The sequence below is a fragment of the Pseudomonas sp. MWU12-2020 genome, assembly GCF_023100605.1.
Taxonomy (GTDB): Bacteria; Pseudomonadota; Gammaproteobacteria; order Pseudomonadales; family Pseudomonadaceae; genus Aquipseudomonas; species Aquipseudomonas fluorescens_H.
The window spans coordinates 1-20,198 of the sequence record NZ_JALMEX010000020.1; the positions used below are offsets into that span (position 1 = coordinate 1).

Annotated in this window: 18 protein-coding genes; 12 read left to right on the top strand and 6 right to left on the bottom strand. The window is 61.7% G+C overall.

Annotated elements, in window-relative coordinates:
* Positions 1–168: 168 nt before the first annotated feature.
* Positions 169–2,172 (top strand): pilus assembly protein TadG-related protein, encoded by a 2,004-nt coding sequence (locus tag M0814_RS27570; protein ID WP_103484594.1) that lies wholly within the window; start codon positions 169–171, stop codon positions 2,170–2,172.
* On the opposite strand, the gene M0814_RS27575 is transcribed toward M0814_RS27570, so the two are convergent.
* Together M0814_RS27575 and M0814_RS27580 are read right to left on the bottom strand one after the other, a co-directional pair.
* A complete protein-coding gene (locus M0814_RS27575; protein WP_103484593.1) occupies positions 2,169–4,916 on the bottom strand; it encodes a PAS domain-containing protein in 2,748 nt (915 codons plus the stop codon). The genes M0814_RS27570 and M0814_RS27575 overlap by 4 nt on opposite strands.
* Entirely contained in the window at positions 4,913–5,359 is a 447-nt protein-coding gene (locus M0814_RS27580; RefSeq protein WP_103484592.1) for a TadE/TadG family type IV pilus assembly protein, read from the bottom strand. The genes M0814_RS27575 and M0814_RS27580 overlap by 4 nt, the downstream gene beginning before the upstream one ends.
* 75 nt (positions 5,360–5,434) lie before the next feature.
* Between M0814_RS27580 and M0814_RS27585 the strand changes: the two genes are divergently transcribed.
* Entirely contained in the window at positions 5,435–5,905 is a 471-nt protein-coding gene (locus M0814_RS27585) for an A24 family peptidase (protein ID WP_103484591.1), read from the top strand.
* 118 nt (positions 5,906–6,023) lie between these two features.
* The gene (locus M0814_RS27590) at positions 6,024–6,809 is read left to right on the top strand and encodes a response regulator transcription factor (protein WP_103484590.1); all 786 of its coding nucleotides are present in this window, start codon (positions 6,024–6,026) and stop codon (positions 6,807–6,809) included.
* A 60-nt stretch (positions 6,810–6,869) separates the two neighbouring features.
* Here the strand turns inward: M0814_RS27590 and M0814_RS27595 are convergent, their stop codons facing one another.
* From M0814_RS27595 to M0814_RS27605, 3 genes are all read right to left on the bottom strand, one after another.
* The gene (locus M0814_RS27595; RefSeq protein WP_103484589.1) at positions 6,870–7,277 is read right to left on the bottom strand and encodes a response regulator; all 408 of its coding nucleotides are present in this window, start codon (positions 7,275–7,277) and stop codon (positions 6,870–6,872) included.
* Between the two features lie 66 nt (positions 7,278–7,343).
* Positions 7,344–7,556 (bottom strand): Flp family type IVb pilin, encoded by a 213-nt coding sequence (locus tag M0814_RS27600; RefSeq protein WP_103484588.1) that lies wholly within the window; start codon positions 7,554–7,556, stop codon positions 7,344–7,346.
* A gap of 118 nt (positions 7,557–7,674) precedes the next feature.
* Positions 7,675–7,881, bottom strand: a complete 207-nt coding sequence (locus tag M0814_RS27605) for a Flp family type IVb pilin (protein ID WP_103484587.1) — start codon at positions 7,879–7,881, stop codon at positions 7,675–7,677.
* A gap of 335 nt (positions 7,882–8,216) precedes the next feature.
* On the opposite strand from M0814_RS27605, the gene cpaB reads away from it, so the two are divergent.
* From cpaB to M0814_RS27650, 9 genes are all read left to right on the top strand, one after another.
* Positions 8,217–9,149, top strand: a complete 933-nt coding sequence (cpaB, locus tag M0814_RS27610; RefSeq protein WP_103484586.1) for a Flp pilus assembly protein CpaB — start codon at positions 8,217–8,219, stop codon at positions 9,147–9,149.
* A gap of 20 nt (positions 9,150–9,169) precedes the next feature.
* On the top strand, positions 9,170–10,393 hold the full coding sequence (locus M0814_RS27615; protein WP_103484585.1) for a pilus assembly protein N-terminal domain-containing protein: 1,224 nt from the start codon (positions 9,170–9,172) through the stop codon (positions 10,391–10,393).
* Positions 10,390–11,580 (top strand): pilus assembly protein, encoded by a 1,191-nt coding sequence (locus M0814_RS27620; protein WP_103484584.1) that lies wholly within the window; start codon positions 10,390–10,392, stop codon positions 11,578–11,580. The genes M0814_RS27615 and M0814_RS27620 overlap by 4 nt, the downstream gene beginning before the upstream one ends.
* Positions 11,577–12,845 carry a CpaF family protein gene (locus tag M0814_RS27625; RefSeq protein ID WP_103484583.1) on the top strand — a complete coding sequence of 423 codons (1,269 nt, stop codon included), beginning with the start codon at positions 11,577–11,579 and terminating at the stop codon, positions 12,843–12,845. The genes M0814_RS27620 and M0814_RS27625 overlap by 4 nt, the downstream gene beginning before the upstream one ends.
* 18 nt (positions 12,846–12,863) lie before the next feature.
* Positions 12,864–13,748: a type II secretion system F family protein gene (locus tag M0814_RS27630; protein ID WP_103484582.1), complete on the top strand. Its 885-nt coding sequence runs from the start codon at positions 12,864–12,866 to the stop codon at positions 13,746–13,748.
* A 1-nt stretch (position 13,749) separates the two neighbouring features.
* Positions 13,750–14,634 carry a type II secretion system F family protein gene (locus M0814_RS27635; RefSeq protein WP_103484581.1) on the top strand — a complete coding sequence of 295 codons (885 nt, stop codon included), beginning with the start codon at positions 13,750–13,752 and terminating at the stop codon, positions 14,632–14,634.
* Positions 14,635–14,657: 23 nt separating this feature from the next.
* Positions 14,658–15,380, top strand: coding sequence for a tetratricopeptide repeat protein (locus M0814_RS27640; protein ID WP_103484580.1), 723 nt, complete (start codon positions 14,658–14,660; stop codon positions 15,378–15,380).
* 17 nt (positions 15,381–15,397) lie between these two features.
* Complete coding sequence (locus M0814_RS27645; protein WP_103484579.1) at positions 15,398–15,670, top strand: DUF3613 domain-containing protein; 273 nt, start codon at positions 15,398–15,400, stop codon at positions 15,668–15,670.
* Positions 15,671–15,894: 224 nt separating this feature from the next.
* Entirely contained in the window at positions 15,895–18,294 is a 2,400-nt protein-coding gene (locus M0814_RS27650; RefSeq protein WP_103484578.1) for an autotransporter outer membrane beta-barrel domain-containing protein, read from the top strand.
* 169 nt (positions 18,295–18,463) lie between these two features.
* Here the strand turns inward: M0814_RS27650 and M0814_RS27655 are convergent, their stop codons facing one another.
* Positions 18,464–20,134 (bottom strand): POTRA domain-containing protein, encoded by a 1,671-nt coding sequence (locus tag M0814_RS27655; protein WP_103484577.1) that lies wholly within the window; start codon positions 20,132–20,134, stop codon positions 18,464–18,466.
* Between the last annotated feature and the right edge of the window lie 64 nt (positions 20,135–20,198).

Sequence of the window (20,198 nt, forward strand, 5' to 3'; positions counted from 1 at the left end):
GGCGGCGTGTCAGCCACATCCATGTTGAATGACACAGCGCATTCGCGAGCAGGCGAAGACCTGAGGGGTTTTGTGCAGCACCAAATGGCGCGTTGTTATTAGCGCCGTCTACACTCAACTCCACCATCGGAGGTAGCGCTCGGCAACGCGCCGGCAAAGGAGTGCGCCATGTCGCCTCGTATGCAGTTCAACGGCAAGGCTCGGCAACGCGGGGCGATCGGGTTGATGGCGGCTGCCACCCTCAGCCTGGCGCTGGTGTTGATGCTGTTGGTGGTCGATACCGGTCGGCTATACATGGAGCAGCGCAAGTTGCAGCGGGTGGTCGACAGCGCGGCGCTGGAAGCGGTCAGTCGCGGCGGCAATTGTCAGTCCGGTCTCAGCGCGGCCACTTATGCCGGACAAAGCGCCGTGCGCAATGGCTACATCGTCGATAGCAACAATACTCTGGTGACCACTTGTGGCAGCGTACAGACCGCGGCCAGCGGGCTGCGCGCGTTCACTGCCGACGCGACCCAGTCGACGGCGATCAAGGTCGCGGCCAGCCGCACGGTAACCACCAGTTTTGCCGGCGGCGTGCAGGCCTTGTTCAGCGGCTCGACGGTCAGCCTGAACACCACGCTCAACGCCTCAGCCGTCGCCGCGCAACCGACCCCAACGGTTGCGCAACTGAACATCCGCAGCACCCTGGCGAGCATCAACACTGCGCAGTCAAACATTCTCAATCCGCTGTTTTCCGGGCTGCTCGGCGGCAACGTCAACCTCACGGCACTGGGTTGGGATGGTCTGCTCAACACCGACATCAACCTGCTCAGCTACCTCAACCAACTGGCAATCAACCTCAACGTCGCCGCTGGCAACTACACGCAACTGCTCAACACCCAGGCCACGGTCACCCAACTGATTCAGGCGGCCGCGACGGTAGTGCAGCTCAATGGCGCGACCGCCACGGTGATCACTGCGCTGGGTCAGTTGCAGGTGGCGGCGATCAATGCTGCGCCGGTCAAACTCGGCGACATCCTGCAGTTGCAGACCGGCACCACGGCGGCCGGGCTGGATGCCAACCTGCAACTGCTGCAACTGATTCAGGGGGTGGTGCAACTGGCCAACAGCAAAAGCGCGGTGGCCGCGACCTTGCCGATCAGCGTGCTGGGGCTGGCCAACGTCACGGTGCGGGTCAAGGTGATCGAGCCGCCGCAGTTCTCGGCAATTGGTGATCCGGCGCGGGCCAAGGCCAATCCGTTGGGGGCGGACCGGATTTATGTGCGCACGGCGCAGATTCGTACGATGCTTTCACTGAATCTGCCGGTGCTGTCCGGGGTGACCGGGTTGGTCAATGCGGTGCTGGGGTTGGTCGGCACACTGACCCCGACCCTCAACGCGCTGCTGAGTTTGAATCTGGTGGCGACGCTCAATTCAGTCGGATGTCTGCTCGGCGCCGGTTGCCAACAGCTTGATCCGCAGTTGCTGCCATCGCCGGAAATCGACATTGCCCTGGATGCCGGTGGCGCTATCAGTTACGTCACCGATTACAGCTGCCCGATCAGCCCGGGAACTTCGGGCACCAAAAGCCTGACCGCCCACACCGTCACCTCGATCGCGGACCTCAAGGTCGGCAAGATCGACCCGACCAATGCTTTTTCCTCGCTCGCCGAACCGACGGTTACACCGTTGCCACTGGTTGATTTGGGCACGGTGACCTGTCACAAGATTCTCGGTCTTGGAACCTGTGATGAGAGCACCCACGTTCAGTACGGGGCGGGCGGAATCGCGATCATGGTCAATACCAGCGTCGCGCAAAACTCTCAGGATCTGTTGTATTCCAGCAGCACGCCATTCGCCACACCGGCCAACCTCAAACTGCCGCCGAGCGTGATTTCAGCAGCGCCGTCGAGCAACATCGTCAGCAGCCTGGCGAACACTTTGGCAGGGATCAATCTGATCGTGTACAAGCCACAGGGCAGCAACCCGCTGGGGGCTATCGTCACCGGCGTGGCCAGTCTGATCAGCGATGTCACGGCCATTCTGCAACCGCTGATCACCAACCTGCTCAGCCCGTTGCTCGACCCGCTGCTGAACAACCTGCTCAAAGCCTTGGGCATCAACCTGATGGACGTCGATGTCGGCGCCAACATGACCTGCGGCCAGACCGGCAAGGCCTATCTGGTGATCTAGGCGTCCGGGGCAATCGGCAATTCGATGCAGAAGCGTGCGCCTTCCACCGAGTTGCGCACGCTCAATTGGCCGCCCATGTTTTCGATGATGCCGTAGCTCACCGACAGCCCCAGCCCGGTGCCGACGCCCACCGGTTTGGTGGTGAAGAACGGTTCGAAAATCCGCTCCAACAAACGCGGGTCGATGCCACCGCCGTTGTCCTCGACCCACAGCCGTACCTTGTGCTCGTCGCGCTCGGCATAAATCGAGATCCATGGCTTGAACGATGAGTCTTTCTCGCGTTTGCCGAGCAGCGCATCGCGGGCGTTGACCATCAGGTTGATCAGCACCTGTTCCAGCTGATCGACATAACCGCGCACCTGCACGCTGAAAGCAGTTTCGCTGATGCGCAGATCGACACCTTTGCCGCGCATGCCTTCGGCCAGCAACGACAGCGTGCCTTCGATGGCCGAGGCCGGGTTGAACAGTTGCTGTTCGATCTCCGAGCGGCGGCCGAACACGCGCATGTGATCGACCACTTTCGCGGCGCGCTGCACCTGGGCGTCGATGCGGTTGAGTTTGTCGGTCAGATAATCGATCTGTACATCGCCGTTGCCCAGGCGCTTGAGCACGTTGACTACGGCCATGCGCATCACGTTCAGCGGCTGGTTGATTTCGTGGGCGAGGCCGGTGGCCATTTCGCCGAGGGTGGCCATTTTCGCGCTTTGCGTGAGTTGCTGCTGCGAGCGCCGCACCTCGGTGTTGTCGCGGCCCACGGCCTGCACTTCAAGCAAGCGTCCGTGTTCATCGAACACCCCGCGATCGGACCACACCCACCACGCATGCTCGCGCCCAGGTAATTGCAGACTGATTTCGGCGGTGCTCACCGGCAACTCCGGGGTCAGCAGCGCCAGACGCTGGACGAAGGCGGCGCGTTGTTCCTCGGACATCCAGCTGCCCAGATCGACCCCCGGCAATTGCTCCGGGGTGCATTCCAGATAAGTCGCCAGCGGCCGGTTGCCGAAGGTCAGGGTCAGGTCCGGGCGATAGCGGCAGATCATCGCCGGTGAGTCTTCCACCAGAATCCGATAGCGTTCCTCGCTGTGTTTGACCTGCTCGGCGGCGAGGGTCGCTTCGGTGACGTCCAGCCACAGGCCGACGGCTTCGACCGGCAGGCCAAGGTCATTGCGCAGCAGCCTGGCTTCGTCGAGCAGCCAATGGTACTCACCGTGTGCGTCGCGCAAGCGATAACGCGCGCGCACCGAGCCTTCGCGCAACAGTTGGCGGCTGCGGGCGAAATACAGTTCGCGGTCTTCAGGGTGCACCAGTTGCACCCAGTCGGTGCCGCAGCCCTCGTCCGGCGTCCGGCCCAGCAGCGGCTGCAGGCTGGCGCTGAAGAAGTCGGGAAGCAGCGCGCCCTCGACGTAGCGCTGCACATAAATCACTGCCGGCGAACTGGCGATCAGGTTATCCAGCCGCGCATGGGCGGCTTCGGCGCGTTGCTGCTGGTTGCGCGTGTCGCTGATGTCGAGCATGAACCCCACCAGCCGCCGCTGTTCTCCGCTGCCGGCGACCTGGCCCTGAACCCGATACCACACGGGTGTTTGTCCGGGACCGCTGCGGTGCAGACGGACGCTCAGGGTCAGGGCTTCACCTTGCAGTTGCAGGGCGCGCAGGCGGCTGCGCAGTTCTTCGCGATCGGCCGGATGAATCAGTGTCAGCCAGTCTTGCACCGGCATACGCGCGCTGTGTGCAGGCAGCACCTCGAGCAGCGCCGGAGCCAGCAGCACGTCATCGCCGAGCATTTCCCACCAACCGGTGCCGAGCAGGCTTTGCAGCGATTCGAGGCGTTCGCTGTATTGATGATGCTGCTGCTCACGCAAGCGGCCGAGCAGGGGCGCTGCCAGTGCGCTGGTCAATGCCAGCCAGTCGCGGTCGTTCAGATGCGGCGCGGCAACGTCCACGGTATAGAAGCCGCAGAGCAACCACGCGACCACACCACGATCATCGCTGTAGGGCACGGCGAACCCGTCGGCGTTGCCGAACGTGGCCTCCACCCGCGCGTGTTCGTACAAGCCATGATGGGCGCCAAGGCGTTGCGGCGCGCTGCCGTTGAGGCTGTCGAGCGGCGTACCCAGACGCTGGCCGTCCTGCCACAGCAGCGGCGCATCGTGGGCGCGATACTGTTCGTAGATTTGCCAGCCCTGTGCCTGTTCGTCGAGGAGCGCGATGGCCAGACACGGGATATGCCAGCGCTGGGCGATGGCCTGCAATTGCTCGCTGACCACCATTGGCAAACGCGTCAGGCTACACACGCGCAAGTGTTCGCTGACCTGCCCGGCCAGCGCCTGACACGCTTCGCGGTGGCGCGACTGCTGACGCTCCAGCAGCAGGTCAGCGATGTCCATCAGTTGCAATACCCAGCCCGCCGCCGAAGGCTGCACCCAGCCGCGCAGGTGCAGGGTCTGATCGCTGAGGCCGGGGAAATCCAGGTCGAGTATTTGCCCTTGCCAGTCCTGCGGGCGGCCCTCGATGGCCAGCGTGCTGTGCGCGAGCAAATAAGCCGACAACGGCAGCGGCGAATCGTGGGGCGGCTGTTGCGCCAACAGATGACGCAACGGCCCGGCCATCTGCAGCACGCGGCCGTCGTGGTCCAGTTGCAGGTGCAGGCCCAGCGGCGGTGAACCGAGTGGGTCGGGCAACTCGTTGGCAGGCACTGGTGCGCGTTTGAGCAGGCGCCCGAACAGATTGTCGCCGCCGGTCAAAATTTCAGGCTCGACGCGGCGGAGAGGGTGGCGGGCAGGCTCGGCACTGCACCCACGCCCGGCAGCACCAGAAACGGAATGACCTGATTGAGTTTGCTGGTGGGGTAATCGACCCTGACCGTCAGCGTACCTTGAGTGGCGTCATACACCGCCGAGGTGTCGACGCCGACGACCAGGTTCAGCGCGGGTGGCACCCACTGCAATTGCTGGGTCAGCGCGGCGTTGGCGGTGCTCACCACCACGGCGGCGTAACCGGGGGTATTCGGGTCGACCGCGACGCTGCGGCGCACTGCTTCGGACGTCGCCTCGTTGAAAGTCTGCATCAATACAAACGGCAGGCTGTAGCTGACCAGCGCATAGAACACAGCGAAAAAAATCACGAATACCAGGGCGAATTCGATCGCCACTGCGCCTGCCTGTGATTTTGCGAAGCCGGTTTTCATGAGTGCGTCTACCCTGACTTTCACTGCGTAGTATCAGCATAGAATCATTCAGAAAAATCGGATGGATTTAACCGGATGCAGAGTTTAGTTCTCCTGATCTGGCTGGCCCTGTGCGCCGCCCAGGATGCCCGGCAACGGCGTATCGCCAATGGGCTGACATTCGGTGCGGGGGCGCTGGCGCTGATCTATCTGTTGGCGACCGGCACCACCTGGCTCGGTGCCGAGGCGCAACAGGGATTGTGGGCCGCCGTGATCGCGCTGGCGTTGACCGTCCCGGGGTATTTCATGGGCCGTATGGGCGCGGGCGATGTGAAACTAATGACAGCCATGGCCCTTGCGACGAACGGTTTATTCATTCTCTGCGCGTTTATCGGCGCCGGAGTCGCCAGTTTGCTCTGGCTGCTGATCGCGCCAAGAGTCTGGCTTCATATGAGTCAACGACTTAGAGAACATCTTCGATATATGGAGCCTGTAGCGTCAAAGAAGCTGCCATTTGCGCCGTTCGTGCTGCTGGGTGTATTGGCTTCGATACATTGGATCCATTAGTCGCCAGATGCCACTAGTCCTATGTACATAGTCGGAAAGTGCGTCTACTTTCAAATGAAGTGGTTACATTGCCAAAGTGCAGAAAAAGTCAGCTTTGGCCCGAGCAATGGAGTGGTTCGTGAACAAGCTTACGTCGGCGGTAAAAGTGCTCGTGGTCGATGATCAACCGTTGATCGTCGAAGAGTTGTGCGAGTTTCTCGAAAGCAGCGGTTACCGCTGTGTGCCGTGTGAATCCAGTGCGCAGGCGATCGAGCGTTTCCGCGAGGACGCGGAGATCGGCCTGGTGCTGAGCGATCTGCACATGCCGGACATGGACGGCATTCAGTTGGTGCAGGAGCTGCAACGGATCTGCGGCAAGCACCGGGTGTTCGAGGCGATCATGCTCACCGGCCGCGCTGACAAACAGGACGTGATCAAGGCCCTGCGTGCCGGGATTGCCGACTATTACCAGAAGCCGATCGAGCTGGATGAACTGCTCGAGGGTGTGAAGCGTCAGGAAGCGGCGCTGCAAGAGCGGCACAAGAATGTGCAGTTGGGGCACCTGAACCAGAAGCTGCAATTTCTTTCCGAATCCATCGACGATCTCTACCAGGACCTGGACAAGGTCCGGCGCAGTCCGGCGACAGTGGTCAGCGACATGCTCGGCGGTGACAGCGGCGAGTCGGAGCAGGAGATTCCGGCGATCTTCAATCAGTTGTCGCCACGGCAACTGGATGTGGCGCGGCTGGTGGGCAAGGGGCAGACCAACTATCAGATCGCCTGCGAGCTGGGCATCACCGAAAATACCGTGAAACTGTATGTCTCGCAGGTGTTGCGTCTGACCCACATGCACAATCGCACGCAGTTGGCACTGGCGCTGTCGCCCAGTGCTTCGGCCGCCCGTCAGCGTGTGACCGCACACTGATCCCGCTTGCCTGTCCCTCGCGGACAGGCAGTCAATTCTGCCAAAAATACCTTGAGCGAATTACCTGGCCTGCGTCTTGGGTTTGGGGAACAGATTGTCCAGGGTTTCCAGCAGGCGCACGTGGTAGATCGGCTTGCGAAACAGGTCCAGCACCTGCAGACGCAGCATGTCGCTGACGTCTTCCATGTCGGCATGTCCGGAGGTCACGATCACCGGCAGATGCTGGCGTGAGGTGTGCTCGCGCAGACGCTTGATCAGCGACATGCCGGACTCCTCCGGCATGCGCAGATCGGTGATCACCAGGGCGATATCCGGATGGCGGGTGAGGTGATGCAGGGCGAGTTTCACCGAGGTGGCGGTGTGGCAGACAAAACCCTCGCCCTCCAGTAACTCGGCCAGCTCAAGCAACGCGTCCTCTTCGTCGTCAACCAGAAGCAACTGTTGGCGGGGTAATGAGGAAGCAATCATGGGCAGTCCCTGAAAAGCTGAAAGTGAGATCGAGTGTAGCGCGACATTCGCCGGACGCGACTCACATCAGGGGGTCTGCACCGGAGCGGTTTGCGCAGTGCCGCCGAGGGACACCAGTACACTATTGAAGATCGCCAGCACTTTGGCGCCAACCGGAGTTACAAACACCACCACTACCACCGCCACCATGGCCACTACAATCGCATACTCGATGGCCGAGGCACCCTCCGTGCTTGCAAGAAAAGCCCGCGCACGGATCAACAGATATTCAAGCACCATGAGCATTCTCCTTCGCGCCAGCCTTTGGCGGACGCTGGAAATTCACTGGCCTTGTCAACGCCCGGGCACGCGCTTGCTCCACACGCACACGGGCATTTAAAGGGGACGAGAGGTGGGATCAAGGCGTAGGCCGAACCTGCGCCGTTCCGCCGAGACTGGTCAGAACTGAGTTGAAAATCGCCAGTACCTTGTTGCCGACAGGTGTCACGAACACCACGACGACCACGGCTACCATTGCCACCACGATTGCGTACTCGATGGCCGATGCCCCTTCCTCGCTATTGAGAAACAGACGGGCCCTGGCCAGAAGATATTCGAGAATCATACGTCCACTCCTTTGCGCCTCTGGCGCCGATCCAACGCTACAGCGGCATGCTTTCACCGTGCTATCAAAGCATTGTCAACAAACCCCCGCTCAACAACTGTAAGAACGGATTAATCACAAAGGATTAATCGGAATGTTAGTTGAGCCAATCCCTACAGTTAATTGGCCATGACTCATACTTTAGTGGGTTATTTTCCTGTCAGTAATGGCGTTTTTGCTCGGATCAGCTAGCGTGGAAATAGCGAAATCGTTGCATGTTCATAGCTGCCTGATCGCGAAAAATTCTCTCGACAGGAAGTACAGGCTGTCGGTGCAGCAGGAAAGGGAGAGCCGTCATGAACAGTCGCGTCACCATGGGTCTTGCAGCAGTGCTGCTGTTGGGAGCAATCGTCGTTGGCTATTGGGGCCTGGTCCTCAGTCGGCAATCGGCTCCCGTGGCCCAGACGCCTGCCGCGCCGGTGGTCGCCGTGGAAAAAACCGTCGCCGCCGCTGAAGACCAGACCCGCCAACCGGTGGTTGTGCTGCTGCACGATGTCCCGCCGTTCACGCCTCTCACGGCTGCCGATGTGGCGGTGGAGAAACTGCGCAGTGCGCCAGCCGGCAGCCTTTCCAGTGTCGATCAGGCAGTCGGTCGCACACCCTGGCGGCACCTGAGTGCCGGCACCTGGCTCAATGACGAAAGCTTTCAGGCCGGCGGCTCGCTGGCGCGGATGATCCACAGCGATGAGCGCGCGTTGACCGTGGCGGTGGACGAAGTGATTGGCGCCGCCGGGCAACTGATCCCCGGCGACTACGTCGATGTGCTGCTCTACCTGCGTCAGGACGCGAGCAATCTGCAGCAGTCGGCGCAGATCGTGGTGCCGGCCATGCGCGTGCTCGGTGTCGGTGAGCAATACGGCCTGACCAACGATGGGCAGCCCGCCAATCCGGCCCTGAGCGCCGACGACAAACTCAAACAGGATCAACGCCGGATTGTCGCGCGCACCGTGGTGCTGGCGGTGCCCGAACAATTGCTGAGCCGGATGATGCTCGCCACTCAGGTCGGTACGTTGCGCCTGGCTGTGCGCAGCAGCGAGGAGCAGCGCCTGGCCAAATACTGGGCCGGTGAAAAACAGTCGCCGGCGCACCTGGACAACGCCAACAGCCAGCTCTTCCAGTTCACGCAACTGGCCCTTGGTGGCGCGCCGAAAGCGCCGGCCACTGGCGGCCATGCACGGACGCCGATGGAAGTGATCCGCGGCAATCAGCTTTCCCAACAAGCCCCATGACTGAGCAAGGATCCACGTGCATGCAGAGTCGATTCAGGCCGCTATTAAAACCTGTAGTCCGGGCCTTGATACTGATGGGACTGTCGATGAACGCCGCCCTCGCGGCCACCGGCAATTGCTCGGCCCTTGGCCGTATGCCGCCGGTGATCGAGATCGGCGAAGGCTTCCAGCAGGACATCCAGTCGCCGGTGGCAATCACCCGCGTGGCCATCGGCGACCCGAAAATCGCCGATGTGCATGACACCGGCAGCGCCTCGTTTTTACTCACCGGCGTGGCGCCCGGCGCCACCAGCCTGATGGTCTGGACCTCGTGCTCCAGTGAGCCGCGCCAGAGCATGGTGTTCGTTCAAGGCAGTGCCACCGCCGCATTGACCAGCGCCAGCCGGATGCCTTCCGATGATCCGACGCTGCCCTCGCAAGTGCAGACCGACATCCGCTTCGTCGAAGTCAGCCGCACCAAACTCAAGGAAGCCACCGCTTCGCTGATCGGCACTCGCGGCAATTTCCTGTTTGGTTCGCCCGGTACTTTGCCACCGATCGACGGCGTGCCGACGCCGAGACTGCCGGTGGATAACGGCCTGTTCAATTTCTCGTGGATCGGTGGCAAGACCATGGCGATCATCAACGCCCTGGAAACCAGCGGCTTCGCCTACACCCTCGCGCGGCCGAGCCTGGTGGCGTTGAGCGGGCAGAGCGCAAGTTTTCTGGCTGGCGGTGAAATCCCGATTCCGGTACCCAGCGCCGGCAGCGATAACGTGTCGATCGAATACAAGGAGTTCGGTATCCGCCTGACCCTGACCCCGACCGTCATCAGCCACGACCGCATCGCGCTGAAAGTCGCACCGGAAGTCAGCGAGCTGGATTTGAGCAACGCCGTGCAGATCGCCGGTACCACGGTGCCGGCCCTGACTATTCGCCGGACCGACACCAGCGTCTCGCTGGCCGATGGCGAAAGCTTCGTGATCAGCGGCTTGATCAGCACCACCAACAGCTCGCAGGTGAACAAGTTTCCGGGGCTGGGCGATATCCCGGTGCTCGGCGCGTTTTTCAAAGGCTCGCAGATCAAGCGCGAAGAACGTGAACTGCTGATGATCGTCACGCCGCATCTGGTGCAGCCACTGGCGGCGAACGCGCAACTGCCATCGCTGCCGGGGGAAAAACTGCGCAACTACGACCCGAATTTCTACCGCATGTTTTTCCTCGAAAACGGCAATTTCGACAAACGCAGCGGGTTGTCCCAATGAGCCAGAGTCTGAGCCAGACCTTTCTTGCGATCACCCGCAACAACACCGATCTGGAGTGGCTGCAAGGTGCGCTCGCGCCGCTGGGGCAAGTGGTGAGCGCCGGGGCCGGAAGCCTGGATGAATTGCTCGCACTGGTCGATGTCACCTTCGCCAGCCTGGTGTTTGTCGGCCTCGATCGCGACCATGTGGTGGCGCAGAGTGCGTTGATCGAAGGCGCGCTGGAAGCCAAACCGATGCTCGCCATCGTCGCGCTCGGTGATGGCATGGACAACCAACTGGTGCTCAATGCCATGCGTGCCGGCGCCCGGGATTTCGTCGCCTACGGTTCGCGGGCCAGTGAGGTCGCGGGGCTGGTGCGGCGCCTGAACAAACGTCTGCCCCCCGTGGCGGCCAACACCCAACTGGGGGGGCTCACCGTGCTGTACGGCACGCAGAGCAATTCCGACGGCGCGCTGCTGGCCAACCATATGGCGCTGGTGGTGCAAAAGAGTGGGCAGCAGACGCTGCTGCTGGATCTTGGGCTGCCGCGTGGTGACAGCCTGGCGCTGCTCGGGCTCGAGAGTTCGTTTCACTTCGGCGATGCCTTGCGTCACCTGCGCAGGCTCGACGCGACGCTGATCGACAGTGCCTTTACCAGCGCTGAAGCGGGCCTGCGGATTCTGGCCTACGCCAGCAGCGACGAGCCGCTGGAAAACACCAGTGCCGCCGAGCTGTACATGTTGCTCAGCGCTTTGCGCCAACACTTTCAGCACATCGTCGTGAACCTTACCGGACAATCCGACAGTGAAGCCTTGCGCACGTTTGTCAGCCACTGCGACAAGCTGATCTGGTACACCGATCAGAACGTGCTCAATTGCCGGCGTAACCTCGCTGTACTCAACTTGTGGCGCGAGAAGGGCATGAAGCTCGACCACGCACGTTTGCTGGTGGACGGCTATCTGAGCAGCGTTGCCCCGGATGCTGAAACCCTGGGCAAAACCTTCAACCTCGAAGTGATCGCGGTATTGGCGGCCAATGCCGAAGTGCGCCTCAACGCCAAGAATCAGGGCGTCAGCCTGTTCGAACTGGCCCCCAGGGAAAAACTCACGCAGAGCCTGCGCACCCTCGGCGAGCGCCTGGCCAAACGCTCCGAAGGCCTGGCCAAACCCAAGGTCACCTGGTTCGACCGCTTGCGAGGCACCTCATGAGCGCGGAAAAACTGTTCGGCGCGGTGCAGCATGGCGCGGTCGGCAATACCGATCACGAAGGGCTGAAGCTGGTCCTGCATCGCTACATCATCGACGCCATCGAAGAGTCGGGGAAAAACCTGCTGGAGGGTTCGCGCCAGTTGCTGGCGCAGTTTGTCACCGACAAGGTCGCTGAATACATCGCCCGCCTGCACCTGGCGATTTCCCGTTACGAGATGGAGCGGCTGGCCGAAGAAATCGTCGACGAACTCACCGGCTTCGGCCCGCTGGAAGTGCTGCTGCGCGATCCGTCGGTGACCGAGATTCTGGTCAACGGCCCGCACCGGGTATTCATCGAACGCGATGGCGTGCTGCATCAGAGTGACCTGCGTTTTATCGACGCGCACCACGTCGAGCGGGTCATGCAACGGATTCTCGCGCCACTCGGGCGCCGCCTCGACGAGTCTTCGCCGATGGTCGATGCACGTCTGCCGGACGGCAGCCGGGTCAACGCGATCATTCCGCCGATCGCTCTCGACGGTCCGTGCCTGTCGATCCGGAAGTTTCGCAAGGACATGCTCAAGAGCAGCGACCTGATGGCGATGCAGACCATCGACCTGGCGATTTTCGAATTCCTGCAGGAGGCGGTGGGCAAGCGTTGCAACGTGCTCATCAGCGGCGGTACCGGCACCGGCAAGACCACGCTGCTGAATATCCTCAGCCAGTTGATCAACCCTCACGAACGCTTGGTGACCATCGAAGACGTCGCTGAATTGCAACTCGGCCACCCGCACGTCGTGCGCCTGGAAACCCGTCCGCCGAATGCCGAGGGCCACGGCGAAGTCAAGGCCAGCGACCTGATCCGCAACGCCCTGCGCATGCGTCCCGACCGGATCATCCTCGGCGAGATTCGTGGGGTTGAAGTGGTCGATGTGCTGACCGCGATGAACACCGGTCACGACGGCTCGATGAGCACCGTGCACGCCAACAATGCGCAGGATGCCTTGCTGCGATTGGAGACGCTGGTGGGGCTGACCGGGCGCTCGATCGCCGAGCGCACCCTGCGCCAGATGATCTGCGCCGCCCTCGACGTGATCATTCAGTTGACCCGCATGCCCGACGGCCGCCGCTGCGTCAGCGAGGTGGTGGAAGTGGTCGGCATCCGCGAAGACGTCTACGTCACCAACACTTTGTTTCGCCTTGATCGGCGTACCGGTTTCGGCTTCCTGCGCGAAGCGGTCAATCCGGCGGGCGACAAGTTGCGCCACGAGACCCACCTGGGCTGACCGCATGGGACTTGCATCATGATCGGACCGCTCATTCTTATCCTGCTTTGCCTGATCCTGCTCGGGCTGTCGATCTGGCTGTTCGTGCACGGTATTCACAAGACTGGCAACGAGCGGGTGCTCAATCGCCTCGCGGCCGGGCAGCCGCAACTGGCCGTGCAGAAGCCGACCTGGGTCGGGCTTGAACGGATGTTTCTGCGTGCCGGGCTTGGCCGTCCGACTGAGCGTTTCGGTCTGTGGCTGAGCCTGTGGGGCGTGGCCATTGCCCTCGGTTATCTGCTGGCGGACTGGATCGGTTTGCTGGCGATGCTGCTGGCGCCGCCGCTGATCTTGCGCCTGTACATTTCCTGGCTGTACCACCGGCGGATCAAACGCATGATCGAGCAGTTGCCGCAGCTGCTCGACTACACCGTGCGCAGCCTCAAGTCCGGTCGGACCTTGAGTGACGCCGTCATGGGCGGCATCGAATCGAGCGACGATCCGCTGAAAAAAGCCATGGGCCGGGTGCAGCGCAACGTGCAGTTGGGGGTCAATCTGCCGGACGCGGTCAGCGACTTTGCCGAACTCTATGAGCAGGACGAACTGCGCATGTTCGCCCTCGGCCTCAAGGTCAACCATCGTTACGGCGGCAACGCCAGCGAGCTGCTGGAGAACCTGATCAAGCTGATTCGCGAGCGTGACCAAGGTGCCCGGCAACTGCGCGCGCTTACTGGCGAAACACGCATGACCGCCTGGGTGCTGGGTTCGCTGCCAGTGATCCTGGTGAGCTACTTCATGCTGACCAACCCCGGCTACATGCTCGGCATGTGGCACGACTCCGGTGGCCAGACCATGTTGATCATCGCCGTGGTGTTGCAAGTGACCGGCTGCCTGGCGCTGTGGCGCATGTTGCGGAGTATTTGAAATGGTCTATCTCGCCGCTCTGATGCTGCTGCTCGGCGCGCTGTTGCTGGTGGTCAACCACCTGCTGACCGAGCGCCGCCGGGTGCGTCAGGTCAACCAGCGATTACAGGGCCAACTGGTGCGCGAGAACCGTTTCGGTAACTGGCTGCGCGCCTTGGGCAACAGCCGGTTCGGCCAGCGTTCAGTCAGCATCGACAGCGAAACCCAGACTCTGCTCAGTCGCCTGGGCTGGCGCCGCGCCAGTGAGCGCTCGCTGTTCGCCGCCTGCCAGATCGGCACGCCGCTGCTGGCGTTGGGGCTGGCGATCTTTCTGCAGGAAGTGTTTTTCCCCCACGCCGCCAACGGCTGGATCGTCCCGATGCTCGCCACTGGGGCCGGTTACCTGTTGCCCAAGCGGCTGTTGGCCTACGCCGCCGGGCGCCGGCAGAAAATCATCGCCGTGGAAATCTCCACGTTCATCCCGCTGCTGCGCATCCTCTTCGAGTCGGGCATGGCGGTCGAACAAGCCTTGCGGGTGCTCAGCACCGAAGGGCAGAAACTGCTGCCGGAACTGACCAGCGAGCTGCGCCTGATTCTGGCCCGGGTCGACTCGGGGCTGGAGCTGGGACAGGAATTGAACAAGGCCTCGGTGATGCTTGCGGTCGATGAATTCACCGATACCTGCGTGATCCTGCAGCAACTGATCCAGCAGGGCGGCGGGGCGATGAAATCGCTGCTCGCGCTCAAACAGTTACTCGACGACCGCCGCCTGACCCGGCTGCAGGAATACATCTCGAAGATGTCGGCGAAGATGTCGGTGGTGATGATGCTGTTTCTGTTTCCTGCCTTGCTGATCGTACTGGCCGGCCCGGGGTTCACTGCGATTACCCGGGCATTTGCAAACTGACGTGGGCTCATGGAGAGCGTTTGATGAAAGCACTGATTGTCGTGGCAAGTCTGTTGTTGCTCGGTGGTTGCGCCACCGACGGCCAGGCGCCGTGGTCGGCGATGCTCGCACCGACCACTTGCAGCAAGCTCGATTCCGAACAGGAGCTGGCGCTGAACCTGGCGGACGATCTGGCCAACGACGGCAAGCTGCACGCCAGTCTGGCCAACCTGCAGAGCCTGCCGGACAAACTGGCCGAAGTGCGGCTGCGCAAGGCCCGGGTTTACCGCTTGCTCGGACGCAGCGAAGCCGAACCGCTGTATCGCGGGCTGCTCGGCACCTGCCTGACGGCGGACGCCGAACATGGCCTGGGTCAGATCTATGCCGCCCGTGGCGACAACGGTCAGGCCCAGGCGCACTTGCAGCGCGCGGTGCGTCTGGCGCCGACCAATGAAAAAATCCGCAACGACCTCGGCGTGGTGTACCTCAATCAACTGCGTCTTGAAGACGCGCGGTTCGAATTCCTCACCGCCATCGAGCTCAAGCAGAACGATCAACTGGCCACGCTGAATCTGGTGAGCCTGCTGCTGTACCAGAACAACTGGCAGCAAGCCGCCGAAATTGTCAGTCGTGCGCACCTGACGCCGGAGCAATTTTCCGATGCCCAGGCCCGCGCGGAAAAACTCAAGGTCCCGGCCAAGGCTGCGCCACCCGCCGGCAATCAGGTGGCGGTGGTGGCTGACCCGCAACCGTCGACGCTCAAGTGACATTCCGGGAGATCACCATGAACTGCTTGCATCGCGTGTGCTGCCTGACTCTGCTGAGCCTGCCACTGGCGGCCCAGGCCATCGACGCCGGTCCGGCCTCGGCGCAGCAACAGGAAACCGAAGGCTGGCTGGTACTGCAAAGCCGTAACCAGGCCGCCTCGACCAAGCCGCAAACCGCCACGGCGGCAGAGCGCGAACAGGCGATGCAGCGCTGGTTGAAGAAGTACAAATACGAGATTCCGGATTTCTACGACCCGGATGCGGGCGGCAAGATCGAGACCAAAAACTAGATTGATCGCAAAACTCCGTGCGCAGGAGGATGTGGCCTGAACGAACACTCGCTGTATTTTCTGGAAATTGACGCCAGTACTTTGACTTTTGCGTGGCATCAAAATGATGGCTCCTGTACATTCTCCGCGCCCGAACCAGGACGATCTGGCGGGACGGTAGGGAGGCCTGAACGATGTAATGAACCCTGCTGAAACTGTTTTTATGTTTTGGAAGGGATTCTCGCGTGAATATCGTTTGCCTGCGCCGCTCTGTCCTGGCGCTGTCCATTGCCGCCGCCACGCTGCACACCTCCTTCGCGGTCGCCGCCGGCGCGAGCCTGAACCACGATCTGAGTGGTGGTCCGTTGACCGCTAATCTGCAGAATTGGGGGCTGATCACTTTGAGCGGCAACGGCAACATCGCTCCCGTCTCGCAGTTGAGCTCGACCTACGGCGCACAGCTCTCGGGGGTGACGGCGGATCAACTGCGCAACACCGGCAATATCCAGATTGACGGCGCCAAGTTCGGCGTTGGCATCAGTCTGGGAACTGCCGGTATGGTGCCGACCAAGATCGCCGGCGCGCTGATCAACGAAGGCTCTATTTCTGTTCATGGCCTGGCCGACGCTGGCACATCCAGCGGTATTTCCGATCTCGGCAGCACGCTGGGCAACTCATTGGTCAATAGCGGCAGCATCGACGTCAGCGGCCAGACTGCCAGCGGCCTGTCGCTGGTACATACCAGCATGACCGGGCTCAGCAACCGAGGCACCATTAGCGCAAGCGGTACCGACGCATTGGGCGTTTTGCTCGACGGCGCGACGCTGAGCCTGTCGGTCAACAACACGGGGACTATCCGTGCAACCGGTGCCAATGCCGAGGCATTGGTATTCGAGGGGGTCAAGTTCAGCGGTCCAGTAGGTGCCAACGCCACCGCACTATGGAACGGCGGAACCATCTCCGGCGAGGATATCGGTGTGCATGTCAGCGACCAGGCCAGTGGCGCCCTGCCTTTCGGCATCTATCAAATGAACGGGTTGATCGAGGGGGGCAAGGCGGCGATCCAGGTCGATGACGGCGCGAGCTATTTCTATTTTTATGGCGGCGCTGTGAAGGGTGATCTGCTCGGGTTGTCCGGGGTCAAGGTTGACGGCGATGCGACTTTCGACGGCTCAACCATCCGCTCCGGCTACGTCACCATCGAAGAGGGCACGCTGACCCTGATGAAACCGCACACGACGATCATCGGTGACTTCGACATGGAAGAATCCAGCTCGGTGCTGGAGATGTACTTGGGCAACGACACCAACCCGGCGCTGCCGGTGTTGAAGGTCACCGGCACCACCGATATTGCCCCGGGCGCACAACTGCGGCTGCTGGCGCGCTCCAGTGATTTTCGTGTAACCCCCGGCGGTACCCGCTACACCCTGATCAGCTCGGGCAATCTGGTGGGTGGCAACAACCTGACCGTGACATCGACCTCCGCGCTGCTGGACGTCAAGAGCTTCGGCGTGGTCGGCAACGACATCACCAGTGTGGTGACGACCAAGTCGAGCGAGGAACTGGCCGAGAACACCCTGGCGGTCGGCGGCAGTGGTAATGCGGCGACGAAGGTGGGGCATGTATCGGCGCTGCTGGCGCGCCTCGACGAGCAGGATCCGGTATTCCAGGCCTTCGCCAATGCCGGCACCGATGTCGAGCTGGCGCGACTGGGTGAATCCCTCAACCCGGATGTCAGCCGCGGTGTACTTCACGCGGCCACCAACAGCCAGACGCTGGTCTCGGGCGTGATCAGTGATCGCTCCAGTCGCGCGCGTTCAACCACCGGCGCCCCGGAAAAAGGCGTGTGGCTGCAAGCCCTGAGCAGCGATGCCAATCAGGATGAGCGTCGCGGTGTCGCCGGTTATGACGCCGACAGCCACGGGATCGCGGTCGGTGCCGATGGCCAGTTGAATGCCGACACCACGCTGGGTCTGGCCTACAGCTACCTCGATACCGATGTGAAGTCCGATCTGGGCAACAAGACCAAAGTCACTGGTCATGCGCTGACGTTGTACAGCAACTGGGTGCATGACAACTGGTTCGTCGACTCGTCGCTGATGTACGGCTGGAACGACAACGAATCCAAACGTTATATCGCTGGCACTCAGGCCAAGGCGGATTACGACAGTGACGTATTTGGCGTGAGCGCATTGGCCGGTTACAGCCTGCGGCTGATGCCTGATGTGGTGCTGGAACCCCAGGTCGGCGCACGCTATGCCAATGTGGGCATGGATGCGTATCGCGAGAAGGGCAGCTCGGCGTCGCTGAATGTCGGCAGCCAGCGTTACGAAGTCGGTGAGATGGGCGTCGGTGCACGCCTGGCTGCAGCGTTCGACGTTGGCAGCGGTAGCCTGGAACCGGAAGCCAAGCTGATGGCCTGGCATGACTTCATCGGTGACAAGGTCAGCACCACTTCGGCCTTCGTGCTGGGTGGTGAGTCGTCCGTCAGCCGCGGTACCACACCGGTGCGTGACAGTTATGAACTGGGTCTGGGCGCCAACTACCGGATGGGTGCCTGGAGCGTCGGCGGCTCTTACAACTATCTGACTTCGAGCGGTTTCGACTCCGACAGCTTTACTGCGAAGGTGCGTTACGCGTTCTGATCCACTTCGCGTAAAACCTGTGGGAGCGAGCCTGCTCGCGAAGGCGTAGTGTCAGTCGGCAAAAATGCTGGCTGATCCACCGCTTTCGCGAGCAAGCCCGCTCCCACAGGGATGTGCGCTGCAATGTGAGAGCAAGCGGTCTGTCCGCTCAGTTGATTGATCTGATTTCCTACAGCTGATAGCTGAAACTGATGCTGTACCTCATCCGGCGGTTGTAGGTGTCCAGTGCTTCATCGGCCATCGGCTTGGCCGCTTCCAGCGCAATGTTGTAGTACTTGGCATCGCCGAAGCGCAGCCCGACGGCCGCCGAGGACAGGTCACTGCTTTGCACCGCCAGTTTGTTGAACCAGGTTTTCGAACGGTCCAGCACCACGTACGGCTGCAGGATGCGCACCCAGTTGCCGTCGCGGTTGAAGCTGTAGTTGACCTCGTAAGCCGCCCCCCAGCCCTTGTCCCCCGACGCCTGATCGTCCGGGTAGCCACGGCCGAAATTCTGCCCGCCGAACACCGCACGCTCACTGTCGGGCAGCGTGTCATCGCTCCAGTACAGCGCCGCCGACAGCACGCCCTGCCAGTTGTCGAAGAACTTGTCGCTCTGTACGCCGGACAGGCGCATCCGGAAAAAGTTGATATCCAGATCCGGGTTATTGGTGTGCGCGCCCATGCCGTCGATGCCCTGGTACAGGCCCGCGCTGAGAATCCGCAGTTGCCGGGCGTCTGACTTGCGCCAGTCACCTTCGATGGCGACGGCGCGGATGTTGGTGCGTTCTTCGACACTCAAGGGGTAGCCGACGACGTTATAGCGGGTGGTGTCGTCGACCGCATAAAGCCTTGCGCCGGCGCTGAGCAACTCGTTGGGCGAAGCGATGATCGGGTGACTGAAACCGATAGAGTAGCGATCGTCTTCCTGATGCGGCTTGAGTTCCAGACCGTTATCCAGTTGCACGTTGGTGCCCGGGTCGGCGCGGTAGCGCGAAGCGAACAGGCTCAGTTGTGTGCCCTCTGCATTGAGGAACTGGTTGTAGTCCAGGCGATAGTAATGCTCTGCGTCGTGCCCTGGCGGAAACAGGCCGCTGAGGGTCAGCTGTTCGCCCATGGCCGTTTGCGAGTTGCTGCTCACGCCGAGCAATGCCTGAGTGCCGTTACGATTGTCTTCGGTGGTGCTCAGGGTGCTGGTGAACGGTTTGCGACTGGCCTGGGCGACCAGGGTCGTGGCACCGTCGGTGGTGCCGGGCGGAGGCACCTGGGCCTGCACCGTCACTCCGGGAATGCGGGTCATCAGCGTGGTATAGCGCTCGAAGGTCTTGCGGGTCAGCGGCCGTTCGGCCTGGATTTTCGCCGCCAGTTTATCGAGCAGGCCTTTGACCCGGCCGACGTCGCCCTGCATCTGGATATCCCTGACGTAGCCTTCCACCAACACCACCCGCGCTACCCCGTCGTCGAACTTTTGTTGAGGCAAGAACGCGTAGGACAGCAGATAACCGTCCTGTTGGTAGCGGCGGGTGATGTTGCGGGTGGCTTCGATCAGGTCGGCAAGGCTGGTCTGGTGACCGATCAGGGGTTTGTAGATCTCGGCCAGTTCGCCGAGCGGATAGATCGTCCCGCCTTCAATCTGCACCGTCTTCAGGGTGATTCTGGTTTCCATCATCAGCGGCTGGGCACTGGCCGCGCCGGGTTCCGGCACTTGCACCGGGGTGGTGGCCGGGCGATAGGCATCGGCCGGCAGATTCGGCACGGGCAGATTGCGAATGGTTTCGTTGCTGTTGAGAAAGCTGGGGAGGGTGTCGGCGAAAGCGGCGGAACTGAGACTGAGGAACAGCAGGGATGCCATTACGCGCATAGGACACTCCGTGGTCAGGTCGCAGCACAGGGCTGTTTTTTTCCTAAGAAAAAAGCGGAAGATT